12 protein-coding genes are annotated in these 19419 nt (G+C 51.1%); 5 read left to right on the plus strand and 7 right to left on the minus strand.

Going from position 1 to position 19419, the window contains the following annotated elements; all coding sequences use genetic code 11:
* Nucleotides 1-226: 226 nt before the first annotated feature.
* From phoU to ACO6UX_RS11705, 4 genes are read right to left on the minus strand one after another with little or no spacing between them, the layout of a single operon-like run.
* Nucleotides 227-961 (minus strand): phosphate signaling complex protein PhoU, encoded by a 735-nt coding sequence (phoU, locus tag ACO6UX_RS11690; protein ID WP_422447711.1) that lies wholly within the window; start codon nucleotides 959-961, stop codon nucleotides 227-229.
* Between the two features lie 49 nt (nucleotides 962-1010).
* The gene (gene pstB, locus ACO6UX_RS11695; RefSeq protein WP_422447713.1) at nucleotides 1011-2030 is read right to left on the minus strand and encodes a phosphate ABC transporter ATP-binding protein PstB; all 1020 of its coding nucleotides are present in this window, start codon (nucleotides 2028-2030) and stop codon (nucleotides 1011-1013) included.
* Nucleotides 2031-2035: 5 nt separating this feature from the next.
* Nucleotides 2036-3724, minus strand: coding sequence for a phosphate ABC transporter permease PstA (gene pstA, locus ACO6UX_RS11700; protein WP_422447715.1), 1689 nt, complete (start codon nucleotides 3722-3724; stop codon nucleotides 2036-2038).
* A 26-nt stretch (nucleotides 3725-3750) separates the two neighbouring features.
* On the minus strand, nucleotides 3751-6063 hold the full coding sequence (locus tag ACO6UX_RS11705) for an ABC transporter permease subunit (RefSeq protein ID WP_422447717.1): 2313 nt from the start codon (nucleotides 6061-6063) through the stop codon (nucleotides 3751-3753).
* A 555-nt stretch (nucleotides 6064-6618) separates the two neighbouring features.
* Between ACO6UX_RS11705 and ACO6UX_RS11710 the strand changes: the two genes are divergently transcribed.
* Entirely contained in the window at nucleotides 6619-7938 is a 1320-nt protein-coding gene (locus ACO6UX_RS11710; protein WP_422447719.1) for a Na+/H+ antiporter family protein, read from the plus strand.
* 79 nt (nucleotides 7939-8017) lie between these two features.
* On the opposite strand, the gene ACO6UX_RS11715 is transcribed toward ACO6UX_RS11710, so the two are convergent.
* The 3 genes from ACO6UX_RS11715 to ACO6UX_RS11725 form a co-directional block, all read right to left on the minus strand.
* A complete protein-coding gene (locus ACO6UX_RS11715; RefSeq protein WP_422447948.1) occupies nucleotides 8018-9037 on the minus strand; it encodes a PstS family phosphate ABC transporter substrate-binding protein in 1020 nt (339 codons plus the stop codon).
* A gap of 220 nt (nucleotides 9038-9257) precedes the next feature.
* A complete protein-coding gene (locus ACO6UX_RS11720; protein WP_422447721.1) occupies nucleotides 9258-9689 on the minus strand; it encodes a PIN domain-containing protein in 432 nt (143 codons plus the stop codon).
* Nucleotides 9686-9934 (minus strand): AbrB/MazE/SpoVT family DNA-binding domain-containing protein, encoded by a 249-nt coding sequence (locus ACO6UX_RS11725; RefSeq protein WP_422447723.1) that lies wholly within the window; start codon nucleotides 9932-9934, stop codon nucleotides 9686-9688. Before ACO6UX_RS11725 ends, ACO6UX_RS11720 begins: the two co-directional genes overlap by 4 nt.
* A 369-nt stretch (nucleotides 9935-10303) precedes the next feature.
* Between ACO6UX_RS11725 and ACO6UX_RS11730 the strand changes: the two genes are divergently transcribed.
* The 4 genes from ACO6UX_RS11730 (at nucleotide 10304) to ACO6UX_RS11745 (ending at nucleotide 19369) form a co-directional block, all read left to right on the plus strand.
* Nucleotides 10304-12472, plus strand: a complete 2169-nt coding sequence (locus tag ACO6UX_RS11730) for an F-box/WD repeat-containing protein (protein WP_422447725.1) — start codon at nucleotides 10304-10306, stop codon at nucleotides 12470-12472.
* Between the two features lie 141 nt (nucleotides 12473-12613).
* Nucleotides 12614-14716 carry an F-box protein gene (locus ACO6UX_RS11735; RefSeq protein ID WP_422447727.1) on the plus strand — a complete coding sequence of 701 codons (2103 nt, stop codon included), beginning with the start codon at nucleotides 12614-12616 and terminating at the stop codon, nucleotides 14714-14716.
* Between the two features lie 296 nt (nucleotides 14717-15012).
* On the plus strand, nucleotides 15013-17124 hold the full coding sequence (locus ACO6UX_RS11740) for a WD40 repeat domain-containing protein (RefSeq protein WP_422447728.1): 2112 nt from the start codon (nucleotides 15013-15015) through the stop codon (nucleotides 17122-17124).
* Nucleotides 17125-17242: 118 nt separating this feature from the next.
* Nucleotides 17243-19369: a hypothetical protein gene (locus ACO6UX_RS11745; RefSeq protein WP_422447729.1), complete on the plus strand. Its 2127-nt coding sequence runs from the start codon at nucleotides 17243-17245 to the stop codon at nucleotides 19367-19369.
* The last annotated feature ends 50 nt before the right edge of the window (nucleotides 19370-19419 follow it).

Consider the following 19419-nt stretch of genomic DNA (forward strand, 5'->3'; position numbering starts at 1 on the left):
GTGTTTTTTTACAAAAGATTGATTCAGAAACAAACAGCATGATTGCCTGAAAGGTATTAATAACTAAAGATTAGCGCAAAATACCAAACAGCTAATTGAAAAATAAAAAATTGAAAAATAAAAAATTGAAAAACACATTTTTAAATGGTGTTCATATCAGAAATAAAAAACCGGGGAATTTAATTCCCCTAAAACCATTTCAATTAAATTAAAAGACAGTACTGCTTCAATCATCCAGCTGCTGATCAAACACCTCTTCCTGCATCCGTTTAAGACCAATGTGTCTGACATCCTTACCCTTGACCAGGTAAATAACGTGCTCGGCAATATTTCTGGCATGATCCCCAATCCGCTCCAGAGAGCGTAATACCCACATAATATTCAACACCCGGGTAATGGAGCGGGGATCTTCCATCATATAAGTCACCAGTTCACGGGTGGCACTTTTGTATTCCCGATCCACCGCTTTATCCTCTTTAGCCACCGCAAGGGCCTGCTCTGCATCAAACCGGGCAAAGGCATTCAGGGCATCCTGAGTCATCTGGCGGACATGACTGCCAATATGACGGGTTTCAATATAGCCTTTGGGTGCTTCCCCCTGTTCTGACAATTTTATGGCAAATCGGGCAATTTTGGCCGCTTCATCACCAATGCGCTCCAGGTCCGTGGCCACTTTGGTGCATGCCAGAACCAGGCGTAAGTCGCTGGCTGCAGGCTGGCGGCGGGCCAGAATTCTGGAACACTCCTGATCAATGGACGTTTCCATAAAGTTGATGTCGGTGTCTTTTTCACAAACAACGATGGCCAGGTCACTGTCGGCATTGATCAGTGACTCAATGGCATCACTGACCTGCTTCTCAACCGTGCCGCCCATGGACAACAGGTTATTGCGCAGCTCTTCCAGTTCATGGTTGAACTGCTGGGAAATGTGGTGGGTCAGCAAATCGCTTTGGTTAGGCATGGATAATCCTTGGAGGCTGCCAGAAACTGTTGAGATTCAGGAAAGCTCTTCAGCCATAACGGCCAGTAATGTAGTCTTCAGTCTGTTTCTTGCGGGGGTTGGTGAACAGCCTGTCGGTGTCGCCATACTCAATCATCCGCCCCATATACATAAATGCGGTGTAATCCGACACCCGGGCCGCCTGCTGCATGTTATGGGTGACAATCACAATGGTAAATCTGGACTTCAACTCATTGATCAACTCTTCAATCTTCAAAGTGGAGATAGGGTCGAGTGCAGATGCAGGCTCATCCAGAAGCAATACTTCGGGTTCCACCGCAATGGTCCGGGCAATAACCAGACGCTGCTGCTGCCCACCGGATAGGCCCAGTGCGCTTTCATGGAGGCGATCCTTCACTTCATTCCAGAGCGCAGCCCCTTTCAGCGCCCACTCCACAACGTCATCCAGTACCCGCTTTTTATTGATGCCCTGAATTCTCAGGCCATAGGCAACATTTTCATAAATACTTTTTGGGAATGGGTTGGGCTTTTGGAACACCATCCCCACCCGACGACGAAGATCAGCCACATTGACGGATTTCTCGTAGATATTTTGCTGCCCACCGGAAGCATTGGTGAGCCGTATCTGCCCATCCACACGACAGCCATCCACCAGATCATTCATCCGGTTCATACTGCGCAGCAGCGTGGACTTACCACAGCCCGAAGGTCCGATAAACGCCGTTACACGCTTTTGCGGTATCTTCATGGAGACATCAAACAGCGCCTGTTTCTCGCCATAGAACAAGTTCAGGCCAGACACCTCCATACTGGTCGGTTCAAGCTCAAGGTTCAGTACAGAACGACCACGCCCAAGAGACTCAGGATTAACAGCTCCGGGAAGTGCGGAAGGTGGTTCAGCACGACCATCAGCGGTAACACTGGCGTACTTCTCAGGGCTGTTTTCAGGATACGTTATGGCGGTTTTCACAGTAAGAGCCTCACTCAAAGTCTTGTTCAGGCTTTCATCCTTTTTTTCATCCCCTTCCGGCTTTCTATCGATGACGTTATAAAGCTCTTCCGCAGACATCGTGTTCAGTCCTCAAGGCTCTTGTATTTTTCACGTAACCGGTTGCGAATCGCAACGGCGGACAGATTCAGCACGGCAATAACCATCACCAGCAGCAACGCAGTGGCATACACCAGCGGCCTGGCGGCTTCCACGTTCGGGCTCTGGAAACCCACATCAAAAATATGAAAGCCCAGATGCATGAACTTCTGATCAAGATGCAGATAGGGGTAGTTGCCATCCAGCGGCAAGCTGGGAGCCAGCTTAACAACCCCCACCAGCATCAGTGGTGCTACTTCCCCTGCCGCACGGGCAACCGCCAGAATCAAACCGGTCATCATGGCCGGGCTGGCCATGGGCAGCACAACCCGCCACAACGTTTCTGCCTTGGTGGCACCGAGGGCCAGACTCCCTTCCCGAACGGAGCGGGGAATACGGGACAGCCCCTCTTCCGTGGCGACAATCACCACCGGCAGGGTCAACAGAGCCAGAGTGATGGATGCCCACAGCAGCCCCGGAGTACCAAAGGTGGGGGATGGCAGGGCCTCAGCAAAAAACAGATTATCGATTTTTGCCCCGGCAAAGTAGATGAAAAAACCAAGACCAAACACACCGTAAACGATGGAGGGAACCCCCGCCAGGTTATTAACTGCCACCCGGATGGCCCGGGTCATCCAGCCCTGACTGGCGTACTCTCGCAGATAGACGGCAGCGATAACACCGAAAGGGGTCACCATAATGGACATCAGAATCACCATCATCACTGTGCCAAAGATGGCGGGGAAGACACCGCCTTCGGTATTGGCCTCCCTGGGATCATCAAGAATGAACTCACTGACCTTGTCAAAATAAAAACCTATTTTATCGGTCAGTGACAGGGCATTGGGCTGATAGGCACGCACCACCTTACTGATTGGCTGTTCCAGGGTTTGACCAGCAACGGTTCTGGCCACAAAGCTGTCACGGTTGAACGCCCGGTAAAGATCGCCCAGCTGGTTTTCCAGTTGCTGATATTCCTGATTCAGCTGTTTTCGCTCAGCCTGAATCTCTGCCTGACGGACAGGGTCCCTATCACCGCTCAGCTCCAGACGACGCTCGGCCAGACGCAGCTGTTCTATTGCGGCGTTTATTGAGCCAATGTCGTGCTTTTCAATCTGGTAGATTGCCTGATAAATCGTGAGCGCCCGATCCAAACGCTTATTGAAAACGGTCCAGGCCGATTCACCACTGGCAACGGTGACACCATCTTCCTGAACAGACTCCAGAAAGCCGTAGAAATTGCCCCATTCACGACGTTCAAGCACCATGATGTCTTCAGGGTACTGGCGATTACTCAGCCACTCATCGACGATCCAGACAAAGTCAGCACCACTCAGGTCCCGATTGCCCTGCTTCAACAGAACACGGGTATATAGCTCCTGGCCGTTGACCACCTCAAGGCCGGACGACTCCAAACGGGCTGCGGGGACTTCTTCACTGTCAGTAATCTCTCCGGCAACCATTCGGACGGCCTGCCCCGGAGGCTGGTAATCAGCCACCATAATCTGGCCCGGCCAGAAGTGCCCCAGCCCGCGCACAGCGATCAACCCCAGCAGCCCGATCACCAGAACCAGACTGATGGCAACCGCACCGGCATTTAGCCAGACCCAGGGAGCACCGCTGTTAATCCATGCACCAACAGAGCGTTTTCCGGGGCTTTGAAGGGAATTATTCATAGTCATTTCTTATCCTCTTTCCCTTCTTAGAGCGAGCTGTATTTCTTACGAAGTCGATGACGCACCATCTCCGCCGCCGTGTTCACCACAAAGGTAAACAGGAACAGCACCAGTGCGGCCAGAAAGAGAATTCGGTAATGGCTACTGCCCACTTCAGACTCTGGCATCTCAACCGCAATATTGGCCGCCAGCGTCCGCATGCCCTCAAAGATATTGGCATCCATAATGGGCGTATTCCCTGTGGCCATCAGCACGATCATGGTTTCACCCACAGCCCTTCCCATACCGATCATCAGCGCAGAGAAAATACCCGGACTGGCGGTCAGAAGAACCACCCGGGTCAGGGTCTGCCAGGGTGTGGCTCCCAACGCCAGGGAACCATAGGTCAGGTGCCTGGGTACGCTGAATATCGCATCCTCCGCAATGGAAAATATGGTTGGAATAACGGCAAAACCCATGGCCAGTCCTACCACCAGGGCATTACGCTGGTCGTAGGGAATGCCCAGCTCGGTGGTCAGCCAGGTACGCATATCACCGTCAAACAGCCAGAGTTCCAGACTGGAACTGAGCGACATGGCCAGGGCACCACTGAGTAATACCACGGGCACCAGCAATCCGGCCTGCATACCGTCAGGAATCCGGTGACGTATCGTTGCAGGCAAGCCATCCCAGGCAAAAGCAAACATCAGGATGCCCGCTGGCACAAAGAGCAACAGGGCAAAAATACCCACCAGCTGATTTTCAATCAGCGGGGCCAGCCAGAGCCCGGCAAGAAAACCAAGAATGACCGTAGGCAGGGCCTCCATCAGCTCGATCACCGGCTTTACCTTTCTGCGCATGCCCGGAGCCATAAAGTAGGCGGTGTAAATAGCCGCACAAATGGCCAGTGGCGCTGCCAGCAACATGGCATAAAACGCCGCCTTGAGCGTCCCGAACGACAGTGGCATCAGGCTCAGCTTGGGCTCGAAATCATTGTTTGATGCCGAGGACTGCCAGATGTAATCCGGCTGATTGTAAGACTCATACCAGACTTTACCCCACAGGGCAGACCAGGATATTTCCGGGTGCTCATTGTCGATTTTCAGGAATTGCGTCTCACCCTGGCTGGCCAGAATGAGATAATTGCCTCTTGGCGCTACGGCCATTTGATCTATTCGACCCGCAGCCAATGGCTCCACCAGCAGAGAACGGTTTGCCGTGGTGTAATACAGACCAACCTGACCCTTCACATCCGACGCCAGAAAGCCCTTGCGCCGATGCTCCGGAACAATCTTGTCGATGGGGTCACTGCCGAGGCTGAAAGAACGAATATTGTGCAAATTCAGACGGCCATCTTCACGAACCATAAACCACTGGGCGATATTGCCTTCTGAGTCACCCACCAGCAGGGACACCCCGCCCAACAGAAACGTCATCGCGGTAACTTCCACTCCCTTAGCGGTCAGGTTGAGCGTCTCATGGATATAGGGACGGTCAATATCGCTGATATTGATCACCGTCAGTTGATTGCTGCCGCTGAGGACATAAAGCCAGGTTTGTTCCGGATCAATCAGCAACTGGCGGATATCCAGGCCACCCTGCGCAGAAAGTCCGCTGATCACCGGCAGGGCGACGGACTGCTGCTCAACAGTGATGGACTCGGTTAAAAAATCCGCTTCCTTATGGACAACCTCCATCACCAGCTGGTTATTGCTGCTGGCGGCCATCAACAGCTTTTCCTCACCGTCACTGATGGCCAGTTGTGCAACCGGAGCCGAAAAGTCCTTGATGGCAAAAGGCTGCCGCTCATAAGGGTAGCTGACTTCCGGTGTGATCTTCCGGCGGTCATCTGGCCAGGTAATCCTGTAGCCCTGATCAAACAGTATGACCTCACCTTTGGTAAGACCGGCCGCCATCAGATTGGAACCAGCAGCATCCCTGACCACCCTGACCACCTCACTGCCCGCAGGTATTGGCAGCAACTCATTCTGTAGCCATTCACCGGTCTGGGAGGAGAAAAAACGCAGATTACCGGAAGCCTCTGCTTGCATGGCCACTTCGGCCTGCTCTTCAACAGCGAGAAATATCGGCGCTTTTTTTGTAGCAACTGGCTCATCAACAAAAGTCAGGGCCGATGGGTATGAAGCAACCCGGGTAATCTCAGCGCGGTTAAATAGCGGCAGGACCTCATAGAGGAGGTAAAAGAAAATCAGGAGAATCGCCACAATCACGCCAAGACCACCGGAGGCAACCCCCCAGCGGGCAAGACGGTCTTTCAAGAAGCGCAGGGAACGATATTTTTTTAGTGCCGGTGTATTGAAATCAATACCCGGGCTGTTATCCATCGAATTTTGATACATGGCGCAAGTCTGATTAAATCATGCCCGTAACTTACAGAATCAATATGACAGTAATGTGACACCGGGAAAAAATCATTGCCCGGGCCAACAGATCAATGTAATTTAGTGGCTGCCAATAACGGCTGTAAGCCTGAATTACCGAGCCTACAGACCTGTTGAAAGTGCATCATGATCAGAGAAAATAACGATGTTACCCAGAAATCTGCTAACAATACCCGGTATTGACACCCAATCAGAACAGTGTAGCTCTGCCCTTTCCATGATCCCTTCCCTGCATGCCCACCGACACCATCATCACCATTGAACGGCTGATTCGACCCTGATCGAATACATTTACTTTTATCGCCTGAGCTTCTAGCCTCAATGTGTAATATATTAATTTACAACTAGAAAAAAGAGCTCAAGGCACAACCAATCAAGGAATGCGACAGCTCCTGACGAGCTCTGCACTGATCTGCTATAGACTGATCTGTTATAGATCGTGCTGTGGATAATGCTGTGGATTGAAGTATCGCAAACCGCTTATAACTCAAAAGAACACAAAACTGGATTACTATGAACGCTGTCATTTTGGCTGTTGCCATCATGCTGACCTTGAGTGTCTTGCGTGTAAACGTTGTACTTGCCCTTTTTTTCGGGGCTATTGGTGGAGGTCTTGCCGGTGGACTGGGGTTTGATGCCACACTGTCCGCTTTTGCCGAAGGGTTGGGGGGTGGTGCCAGTATCGCCATCAGCTACGGTATGCTGGGTGCCTTCGCCATGGCTATATCCGCATCCGGGATTCCCCAGTGGCTGGCCGATCGAATTATTCAGAGGGTAGCCAAGACCCACAAAACAGCTGGCCTGAGGATCTCAATCCTGGGAAGCATTCTGCTGATGGCCTTTGCCTCCCAGAATGTGGTCCCTGTGCATATCGCCTTTATTCCTATTCTGATCCCACCGCTACTGGGTGTTTTCAGCTCCTTACAGCTGGACCGCAGGGCGGTAGCAAGCACCCTGTCGTTTGGTCTGATCGCCACCTATATGCTGGTTCCCATTGGTTTCGGCAATATCTACCTGACCCAGATCCTGGCGGGCAACCTCAACGATAATGGCTTGAACATTGACCCTGACCTGATGCCATCGGCCATGGCTCTACCGGTACTCGGCATGTTTATTGGTCTGCTTGTGGCTGTGTTCTGGACTTACCGTAAACCCCGCCACTACCACATTGCAGAGAGCGCCCTGAAAACCGCTAAGGAAGAGCAGCCATCCATGGAGCCAAAGGCCGTGCTGATTACCCTGGTATCCATTGCGGCGGCACTCGGCGTGCAACTGTTCACCGACTCCATGGCCATGGGTGCAGCCACAGGCTTTATGATGATGATCCTCGGCGGCATTGTGCACTGGCGGGAAGCGGATGATGTCTTTGCCCGGGGTGTAAGAATGATGGCCCTGTGTGGATTTATCATGATCTCTGCCTCTGGCTTTGCCGAAGTACTCAGGACAACCGGGGATATTCCTGCCCTGGTGGCCATGGTTGAAGAGCTGGTTTATGGCAGCAAGGCACTGGCCGCATTGCTGATGCTGCTTGTTGGATTGATGATCACCATGGGCATTGGTTCTTCCTTCTCAACCATTCCCATTATTGCCACGCTCTATGTCCCACTGGCGCTGGCCCTCGGCTTTTCACCTCTGGCAACCGCAGCGCTTGTTGGTGCATCCGGCGCGCTGGGTGATGCAGGCTCTCCAGCCTCCGACTCCACCATTGGCCCAACCGCCGGGCTGGATGTGGATGGCCAGCACGACCATATCCGTGACACCGTTATTCCAACGTTTATGCACTACAACATTCCCATGATCCTGTTTGCCTGGATCGCGGCAATGATTCTGTAATTAATGCGTATCCTTTGAAGGGCTAACCAAAAAATAAAGCCACTGAAGACAGTGGCTTTATCTCCACTCAGCAATCACATTACTTGCTGGCAATCGTCGTATTATCCAGTCCGAGCTTAGCCAGGTATTTATCAACCACCTTGCCTGGCAGTGGGATATAGCCATCCTTCACAACCACTTCCTGCCCCTGTTTCGAGAGCAGCAACTTAACAAATTCGCGCTCAAGGGGAGACAGTGGCTTGTTAGGCTGCTTGTTCACATACACGTACAGAAAACGTGACAGAGGATAGCTGCCATCAACCGCATTCAGCGGCGTCGCCTCGACAAAGGACTGGCCTTCTTTCTTCGCCAGTGCAACGGTTCTCACACTGGAGGTTTTGTAACCAATACCAGAATAGCCAATACCGTTCAGCGATGCAGAAACCGACTGAACCACCGAGGCGGAACCTGGCTGCTCATTCACACTGTTTTTAAAATCCCCCTTACACAGGGCCTTCTTCTTGAAGTAGCCATAAGTGCCGGATACCGAGTTACGTCCATACAGCTGCACAGAGCGGTTCTGCCAGGATCCACTCAGGCCAATATCACCCCAGGTCTTCACTTCACTGTCTGCGCCACACTTGCGGGTTGACGAGAAAATCGCATCCACTTCGGCCATGGTCAGGCCTTTGATGGGATTATCTTTGTTAACAAAGACCGCCAGCGCATCAATCGCCACAGGAATCGCCGTTGGCTTGTAACCATGCCTTTTCTCAAATGCTTCCAGCTCCTTGTCCTTCATTTTCCGGCTCATGGGGCCGAAGTTTGAGGTACTTTCGGTCAGAGCGGGAGGTGCAGTAGAAGAACCCGCCGCCTGAATCTGAACATTCACATTGGGATAAATGCGCTTGAAATCTTCGGCCCAGAGCGTCATCAGATTTGCCAGCGTGTCTGAACCCACGGAGGACAGGTTACCGGACACGCCACTGGACTTACTGTACTTTGGCAGGGATGGATCCAGCTGGCTGGCCATGGCAGCACCACTGGCCAACGCCAGCGCTGCGGTAGCAGACACAGCCAGGACTCGCTTAAATGCCGTTACGTGTGTTGTTATTTTCATCATTTGCTCTCCAGGATTTACGCGCCCTGTTCGAATAACAGCGCCTTCTCATCTTTAAGGGCTATCAAAGGTTGATCTGAGGCGTGAGCCTCCTTGCTTGACTTCCGGGAATCAAATATAGAGCTTGAATATGACAATTCTGTGAAAAGAAAAAGGAAGCAAACCGTGGCCGGGTCTTTCATTTTTAAAGGGTGGCTTTACGGGGAGCAGGAGGCGTTCATCAGTCACTCCCAACTTGCTCCTTTACCAGCGTGGTGACGATGGATAAAGCCCCCAGCTTTTTGCGGCTTTCAAAGCTGTAGAGCGTTTGGGAGCCTTTGCTGGTGGCACGTCGGGCAATCAGACAATCAGAGAAATCCACTTTTGGAGTTTCGCTGTAATCCATAAGCGCGCTCTGCAGGGCACTCCAGTCTTCAAAAATGAACCGGGTGTTACTGGCGAGCTGTTTGAGAACGGAGTGTATTTCTGCTTTGGTTAATTCAAAGACGGTTTCCAGCACCCACTCGGTTTCGGCCAGGACAATGTCTGAGAGGTAAACGGAGTCAGCAGAATTAATGGTTTCAGCCGCCACTCTCGCTTGCCAGGGCGGGTTACGGGCATCGACTGGCGCTATCAGATAACGCAACAGCACATTTGTATCAACAGCAATCATGATTCGCCCGCGAATTTTCTGGCGGTTTTGTTTTTGATGGCCTTCCTGGTGTCCTCTCGCGTTATGTGTTGATGGGTATCACCAGGTAATTTGATGGTGCCAGAAAGGTCGTCGGAGGTCATCTTTACCAAATGTGCCACACCATCGCGCTCGAAAACCTGTATAAAGTCGCCTGGTTTTAGCCCGAGCTTTTGGCAGATACTTTGAGGAATAGTCACTTGTCTTTTGGTCGTTAATTTATGCACGTCACACCTCTTTCTGTATTACTATATTGAAATAGTAATACTATCGTAGGCAAAGGTTGTACACAGGGCAAGAAAGGTTGTGGCTAGGAGCCTGTCCGAGAATAGCGCCCGTAGCGAGGATTGCGAGAAATTGAGGATAAAAATTTCTGATTCTGAGGAGAATAGCGGGGCTATTTGACGAAGAAGCAGGAATTTTTAGACCAATTTATCGCAACCGCAGTAGGGCAGTCTATTCTCGGACAGGCTCCTAGACTGCCAAAGCGGTTTTCGGTCAGCCTCCCAGACGAACATTCCGATTGCTGTGAACTTTTGCCCGGCAACCCCATCCAAGATATCTGAATGGCAACCATCTGAAGATCACAATTCACAATGGAACCTCCCGTTACTGTAAACACCAGCGGCAATTATGGCGATGACCCGGACTGCGCCGGAGTAACACCTGAGGTATCCCGTTATGTGTGGAACAGCAACGGTATGTCGGTTGTGCCCTGCCAAGACCAATGTTCATTACTGTATTTGCCTGAGCCTCCCATGCTCAGGCTGTTGGGCTATTTATCTTTCCGGGAGATACTCGCCACCGCAAAAACGTGTACTTATTTAAACCAGATAATCACCGATGAACATCTGCTGGCCAGATCGTGGTTTGCAAAATTGGCAACGCACCAACAGAACCAGTTCAAAGAGATTGCCCGTGACATCAGTGATCGTGACCTGCAGCACTGGCTGGGGCAATTTACCACGGATACAACGGTAGTCGGTAAACTTTGCGGCCAATACCTTGCAGAACAAACAACAGACGAAGGTCGTAAAACCGGTGAAACACAAAAAAGGAAATACTTCCCCCAGGTACTGTTTTACACGGTGAGTAAACTGATGGCTGACTGTCGACAATTCAAACCGGTTCTGGCAAAGAAAATTAATGATGCTCCTGACGCTACTATCAGCCTGAACACCCATGGCGACCATTTAATGATCTTGGGAAACCATCATAGAGGGACAATCTTTGGCTACACAGCGAACCGCCCATGGCATAAACAAGCCAGTTTTAGCTTCGATGACGAGCTCTGCACAGGTCTTCCTCTCGCCAACTTTGAGACCCACGGCCATCATGTGCTGGCCTGTAGAGGACGTACCGCAAAAATCTTCGCATATAACGCCGACAAGAGCTGTACGGAGCAGCTCGACATTTTCCATGGAGGCAGGATCAGCTCAGCTGATTTAAGTTACGATGGTCATCATGCAGTCATTATCTGTGATGATGGCAGCGCCAGAATCCACAGCTGGAACGACACTGGTCACTGGACGCTGGCAGCGGATATTACCGATTTCAGGCGGCACTTGAAGGCTCGCTTCAGCCCGGATGGCAGCCGGGTACTGACCCACTCAAACTCGTGCACAAAAATCCACAGACGGAACGAGGAGGGTGGCTGGACATTAGAGGTCACCAGTGACTTCTATGCCCGATCAGTCACCTTCAGTCCCGATGGCAGCCATGTGTTGATGTACAGTTGTTATCGGGGGATCAACGCAAAGATCGCAAAAATCCTCAGCCTGAACAAAGATGGCGGCTGGCTGGAGAGTGCACCCCTCACTCACAAGGAAGGCTCGGTCATACGGGTTATCGCCAGCCCCGATGGTCGCCATGTCATTACCATCAACCAGAAAGACCGTGAAACTAACAGCATAACCATGAAAATCCTCAGTCGTGACAGCAACAGCGACTGGACAGAGACAACTGACAATATCCCAATTATTCTCCCCAATGATACCCGACTATGGCCCAAATTCAGCCCCGATGGCTGTCATGTAATGATTAGCAAGAGTGATTCTAACCTTGAAATCCTCAGCTGTGACAAACGCGGCAACTGGATGCAGAGCCCTATTCCCTTATTTAGAAAAGGCAAAAGAGCCGTCTTCAGTCCCAATAGCAACCATGCGGCGATCATCGGCGCTGGTTATAGCATCGCCAGTATATACAGTTATAACGCCGCCAGAGGCTGGATAAAAAGCGGCATCATTCCCCATAACCGTGAGGGGCCATACATTGACGCCAGCTTCAGTGCTGATAGCAGCCATATTGTCACTTTCTGTTGGCACGCAGCTTACTGTTGGCCCCCAGGCAACGCCAGTAACGAATTTCAGGCAAAAATCTACGGTCACGATGGGAACGGCAAGTGGCTGCCAAAGGCCGTTATCAGCCATAACGGCCCGATCTATACCGCACGCTTCAACGCCGATGGTACCCATCTGGTAACCGCAAGCGAGGATGGTACTGCAGTAATCCTTGGTCGCTGTGCCGACGGCAGCTGGGTGACTAAGGTCATTCTGGAACATAACTACCGGGTCAATTCTGCCTTCTTCAGTGTCGATAGCAGACAGGTGGTGACCGTAAGTGCCTCGCAAAACGTAAAAATCTGGCGTCTTGTCGCTGCTGGCATGGTTCTGGACAATCCGCCCGGAACTCCACAGGCTGCAACTGGCCAGGGTGTTGTTCTGCATGCTGGCAACCAAAAGCCGGAAGCAAACAGTCAGAATTGAGAAACATGCCAGGTCGTTCTATCGACCCATTCACAGAACCCACGGGAAGATTAATCAGGTTTATTCGAATGCCTTGAACTTTTACCCGGCAACCCCATCCAAGACATCTGATTGGCAGTCACCTGACAATGACAATTAACAATGAAACCTCCCGTTACCGTGAACACCAGCGGCAGTTATGTCAGCAGCCAGGACTGCGTGGGAGTTACACCTGAGGCACCCCATTGTGTGGGGAGTGCGCGGAGCAGTAACGGTATGTCGGTTGTGCCCAAAGACCAATGCTCATTACTGAACTTGCCACAGCTTCCCATACTCAAGCTGCTGGGCTACTTATCTTTCCGGGAGATACTCGCCACCGCAAAAACGTGTACGTATTTAAACCAGGTAATCACCAATGCAAATCTGCTGGCCAGAAGGTGGTTTGCAACATTGGCAGCACACCAGCAAAACCAGTTCAAAGAGATTGCCCGGGACATCAGTGATCCTGACCTGCAGTACTGGCTGGGACAATTTACCATGGATACAACGATAGCCGATAAGCTTTGTAGCCAATGCCCTGGAAAGCAAACAACAGACGACGATCTTAAAACCTGTGAAGCACAAAAAAGGAAATACTTCCCCCAGGTCCTGTTTTACACGGTGGGTCAACTGATGGCTAACTGTCGACAATTCAAACCGATTCTGACAAAGAGCATTCTTAATAACCCTGATGTCAATACCGTCAGCTTTAGCACCCATGGCGACCATTTAGTGATCTTCAGAAACAATCATACCTGGACAATATTTGGCTTCACAGCGTACTGCCAATGGAATGAACAAGCGGGTTTCAGCTATCATTCCTGGGTCAACCCTCCTTCCCCCACCGTCGAGACCAGCTTCATGACCAGCGGCCATCATGTCTTGGCCTGGGATGGATACCATGTCGCAAAAATCTTCGGCTATAACGCCGATAACAGCTGCACAGAACAACTCTCCATTGTCCATAAAGACAGGATCATATCAGCTGACTTAAGTGACGATGGTCATCAGGTAGTTATTGCCTGTTATGATGGCAGTGCCAAAATCCACAGCTGGAACGTCGCTGGTCGCTGGACGTTAGCTGCGGACATCGCTGATGGCGGGCGGGGCTTGAAGGCTTGCTTCAGTCCCGATGGCAGTCGGGTACTGACCCACTCAGACTCATGCACAAAAATCCACAGGCGGAACGGGGAAGGTGGCTGGACATTGGAGGCCACTAGTAACTTCGATGCCAAATCTGTCACCTTCAGCCCAGATGGTAACCAGGTTCTGATGTTCGGTGTCAGGGGGATGGCAAAAATCCTCAGCCTGAACAAAAATGGCTGCAGGCTCGATAGCTCTACCCTCGGTAACAACAAAAACTGGATCATACGGGCTACAATCAGCCCCGATGGTTGCCATGTCATTACCGTTAACCACCAAAACGCTAAAACTGACAGCATAACCCTAAAAATCTTCAGTCGTGACAGCAACCGCAACTGGACAGAGAAAACCGGCAATATCCCCATTATTAACCCCCTTGACCCTGACCTGCCCCCCAAGTTCAGCCCCGATGGCTGCCATGTGATGGCAGCCAAAGATCTTTCTAACCTTGAAATCCTCAGCTGTGACAAACACGGCAACTGGATGCAGAACTCTATTCCCTTGAGGGGAAAAATTAAAAGAGCCTTCTTCAGTCCCGACAGCAGCCATGCGGTGGTAATCGTCCCAGGTCATCGCTCCGCCAGCATATACGGCTTTAACGCAGCCAGAGGCTGGATTGAAAAAAACATCATTCTCCATGACCACAACAGGCCACAAATTGACGCCAGCTTCAGTGCTGATGGGCGTCATATTGTCACTTTCTGTTGTGGCTGTTCTTGCCGAGCCCATGGCAGTGCCAAATATCACGCAAAAATCTATGGTCGTACTGGGAACGGTAATTGGCGAGAAAGAGCCATTATCACCCATACTGGCCCGATCCGTTCAGCACGCTTCAACGCCGATGGTAGCCATATAGTAACCGCAAGCGCGGATGGTACTGCAGTAATCCTGGGCCGGTATGCCGACGGCAGCTGGGTGAATAAGTCCATTCTGAAGCATAGCTTTGCGGTCCGATCTGCCATCTTCAGTGTTGATAGCAGGCATGTGGTCACCGTAAGTGGCAAACACATTGTGAATATCTGGCGTCTTGTCAATGCGGGCAGGTCTTTGAACGAAACTATGCAAACCGAATTCAGTCCATAGCGATATTTCGGGCCGGAATCTGCGCCCGGTTCCATCAAGAAAGATCATGAGCGGTTGTGAGAGATAGTGAAATTGCCCAACCCTCATGGGAAACCCTATCAGGGCTTCGCTGGTACCATAGATGGAGTTGTGAAAAACGGGAAAGTACCTTCAGACATACTGCGCTTCCTGTGTCGTTTTTGCAGACAAAGCTTCCAGCTTGAGCTCTAGACGATCATTCCGATTGCTGTGAACTTTTGCCCGACAATGCTATCCAAGATGCCTGACTTGCAACCACCTGAAGATCACAATTCACAATGGAACCTCCCGTTACCGTGAACACCAGCGGCAATTATGGCGATAACCCGGACTGCGCCGGAGTAACACCTGAGATATCCCGTTATGTGTGGAACAGCAACGGTATGTCGGTTGTGCCCTGCCAGGACCAATGTTCATTACTGCATTTGCCTGAGCCTCCCTTGCTCAGGTTGTTGGGCTATTTATCTTTCCGGGAGATACTCGCCACCGCAAAAACGTGTACGTATTTAAACCAGGTAATCACCGATGAACATCTGCTGGCCAGATCGTGGTTTGCAAAATTGGCAACACACCAGCAGAACCAGTTCAAGGAGATTGCCCGTGCCATCAGTGATCGTGACCTGCAGCACTGGCTGAGGCAATTTACCACCGATACAGCGGTAGTCGGTAAACTTTACAGCCAATGCCCTGAAGAGCAGACAACAAACGATGGTCTTAAAACATGTAAAGCACAAAGAAGGAAATACTTCCCCCAGGTCCTGTTTTACACGGTGAGCAAACTGATGGCTGACTGTCGACAATTCGAACCGGTTCTGGCAACGAAAATTCTTGGTGTTGATGGTAATACCCTCAGCTTGAACACCCATGGCGACCAGTTAGTGATCTTGAAAAACTTCCGTACCGGGCTAATTTTTGGCTACACAGCGAACAGCTCATGGCATAAACAAGCCAGATTTAGCTTCGATTACGAGCGCAAAACACATCGTCCTCTCTACAACTTTGAGAGCAACAGCCGTCATGTGCTCGCCTGTAGAAAACATACCGCAAAAATCTTCGCATATAACGCCGACAAGAGCTGTACTGAGCAACTCAACATTTGCCATGGAGGCAGGATCTGCTCAGCTGATTTAAGTTACGATGGTCATCATGCCGTCATTATCTGTGATGATGGCAGCGCCAGAATTCACAGCTGGAACGACACTGGTCACTGGACGCTGGCAGCGGATATTACCGATTTCAGGCGGCCCTTGAAGGCTCGCTTCAGCCCGGATGGCAGCCGGGTACTGACCCACTCAAACTCGTGCACAAAAATCCACAGGCGGAACGAGGAGGGTGGCTGGACATTAGAGGCCACCAGTGACTTCTATGCCGAATCAGTCACCTTCAGTCCCGATGGCAGCCATGTGCTGATGTACAGTGATTATGAGGGGATCAACGCAAAGATCGCAAAAATCCTCAGCCTGAACAAAGATGGCGGCTGGCTGGAGAGTGCACCCCTCACTGACAACGGAGGCTCGGTCATACGGGTTATCGCCAGCCCCGATGGTCGCCATGTCATTACCTTCAACCGGAAAGACGGTGAAACTGACAGCATAACCATGAAAATCCTCAGTCGTGACAGCAACAGCGACTGGACAGAGAAAACCGGCAATATCCCGATTATTATCCACAATGGTGCCCGGTATTGGCCCAAATTCAGCCCCGATAGCCGTCATGTGATGGTTAGCAAAAATACATCTAACCTTGAAATCCTCAGTTGTGACAAACGCGGCAACTGGATACCAACCTCTATTTCCTGTCTGGAAGAGAGAAAAAGAGGCTTCTTCAGTCCCGATAGCAGACATGCGGCGATCATTAGCACTGATTATCTCACTACCAGAATATACAGTTATGATGAAGCCAGAGGCTGGACAGAAAGCGGCACCATTCCCCATGACTTTCAAGGGCCAGACAATAACGCCAGCTTCAGCCCTGATAGCAGACATATTGCCACTTTCTGTTGGCACCCGGTTTGCCTTTGGAACGACAACATTCCTGGCAAATTCAAGGTAAAAATCTACAGTTACGATGGGCACGGCAAGTGGCTGCCAAAAGCTCTTATAAGACATGCCGGCCCGATCTATTCCGCACGTTTCAACGCCGATAGCACCCATCTGGTAACCGCAAGCCAGGATGGTACTGCAGTAGTCTCTGGCCGCTGTGCCAACGGCAGCTGGGTGAATAAGGTCATTCTGAGACATGGCTACCCGATCAATTCTGCCTTCTTCAGTGTCGATAGCAGACAGGTGGCGATCGTAACTGGCTCGAACAATGTGAAAATCTGGTGCCTTTTTGCTGCTGGCATGGTTCTGGACAATCCAGCCGAAACTCCATCCCGCCTTCTTCAGTGACGATAGCAAACAGATCTTGTCTAAACGATCATTCCAAATACCTTGAATTTTTGAACTTTTGACCAACTTTTCCATCCAAGGTAACGGACCGGCAATCACCAGACGAGGGCAACTCACCATGGCACTTTCCATTACCGAGAACAACAACGGCCGTTATGGCAGCAGTCCGGAATGTGCCGGAGTAACACCTGAGGCGTCCCGCTGTGTGTGGAGCAGCAGCGGTATCTCGATTGTTCCCGACGAAGACCAGAGTGCATTGCTGAAATTGCCACAGATTCCCATGTGCACGCTGCTGCGCTGCTTGCCTTCCCGGGATATAATCGCCATCGCAAAAACGTGTAAGTTTTTTCATCAGGTAATCACCAGGGAACATGTGCTGGCCATAAGGTGGTTTGCAACATTGGCAGAACACCAGCAAAACCAGTTCAAAGAGATCGCCCGGGGCATCAGTGATCATGACCTGCTGAACTGGCTGGAACAATTTACCACGAATACAACAGTCGCCGATGAACTCCTCAGCCAATTCCTTCCAGAGCAAATAAAAGACGATGGTCTTAAAACCAGTGAACCACAAAAAAAGAAATACTTCCCCCATGCCCTGTTTTACAAGGTGGGTCAACTCATGGCTGGCTGTCAACAATTCGAACCGGTGCTGGAAAAGCGCATTTTTGAAAAACCGGAAGTCAATGACGTCAGCTTTAGCACCCATGGCAACCATTTAGTGATCTTCAGAAGCAGCAATACCGCAACAATCCTTGGCTGCACAGGTAACGGCCAATGGCATGAACAAGCTGGCTTCAGCTATCACTCCTGGCGCAACCCCGAAGAACCGGCTTCAACCACCCTCATGACCAGCTTCATCGCCCGTGGCCGTCATGTATTGACCTGGGATGACGGCCATACTGCGAAAATCTTTGCCTACAACCCCGATCACAGCTGCACAGAGCAACTCACTACAGTCTATGAAGACAGGATCATATCAGCTGACCTGAGTTACGATGGTCATCAGGCAGTCATTACCTGTGATGATGGCAGTATCAAAATCCACAGCTGGGACGGCGCGGGTCACTGGACGTTAACAGCGGACATGGCCGATGGCATGTGCTGGAAGGCCTGCTTCAACTCCGATGGCAGCCAGGTACTGGCCCGTCCATTGTCCCCCTGGACCCCCGGCCCGAGCGCCAAAATCCTCAGTCAGAATGATGAGGGTGGCTGGACATCAGAAACCATTGGCGACCCCAGTGCCAAACGCGTCAGGTTTAACCCCAATGGCAACCCGTTACTGATGTTTGGGTCCAGGGAGATGGCAAAAATCCTTCGCCTGAACAAAAAAGATGGCAACACGATGGAGAGCATCAGACTCAATAACAATGACTACAGTATCATGCATGCTACAGCCAGCCCCGATGGTCGCCATGTCTTTACCGTCAACCAAAAACCCGGAACCAGGAGCAAAACCCTAACCATCTTCAGTCATGACGGCATCGACAACTGGACTGGGAAAACTGACCATATTCCCATTTTTGAAGACAATCATCCTGACCTATCCCCCCAATTCAGCCCCGATAGCTGCCATGTGATGGCTACCGAAGATCTTCGTAGCCTGGACATCCTCAGCTATGACGAACACGGCAACTGGATAAAGAAATCTATTCTCTTGCAGCAAAAAATGAAAAAAGCTTTTTTCAGTCCCGACAGCAGCCATGTGGCAGTCACCATGCCGGATTATGGTGCCTGCTGCTGCATATACGGTTATGACGGAGCCGCGAGCTGGATAAAAAAAGCCACCATTAGCCCTAAACATGTCCATGACTCGGAATTGCCAAAAATTGAGGCCAGTTTCAGTGCTGATAGCTGTCATATTGTCTCTTTCTGTTGCTACGAAGAGAACTTGAATACCGAATATGAGGCAGAAATCTACGGTCGCGATGAGCATGGCAATTGGCGACCAAGAGCCACTGTCACCCATAACGGCCCGATCAACTCCGCACGCTTCAACGCCAATGCCAGCCTTTTAGTGACCGCAAGCGCGGATGGCACTGCAATCATCCTGGGCCGGAATCCCGAAGGCGACTGGGAGAAGAAGACTGTTCTGAAGCATGCCGACCCGGTTCAGTGCGCCGACTTCAGTGCTGATAGCAGGCAGGTGGTGACCTTAAGTGGCAAGTACACCGTGGAAATCTGGCGTCTTGTCGCTGCTGGCATGTCTCTGGACGACACTATGCACGTTGAATTCAGTCCATAGCGATATTTCGGGCCACTGCGCCCGGTTCCATCAAGGTGGCTCGGAAAAAG

The sequence above is a fragment of the Endozoicomonas sp. ALB091 genome, assembly GCF_049310265.1.
Classification (GTDB): domain Bacteria; phylum Pseudomonadota; class Gammaproteobacteria; order Pseudomonadales; family Endozoicomonadaceae; genus Endozoicomonas.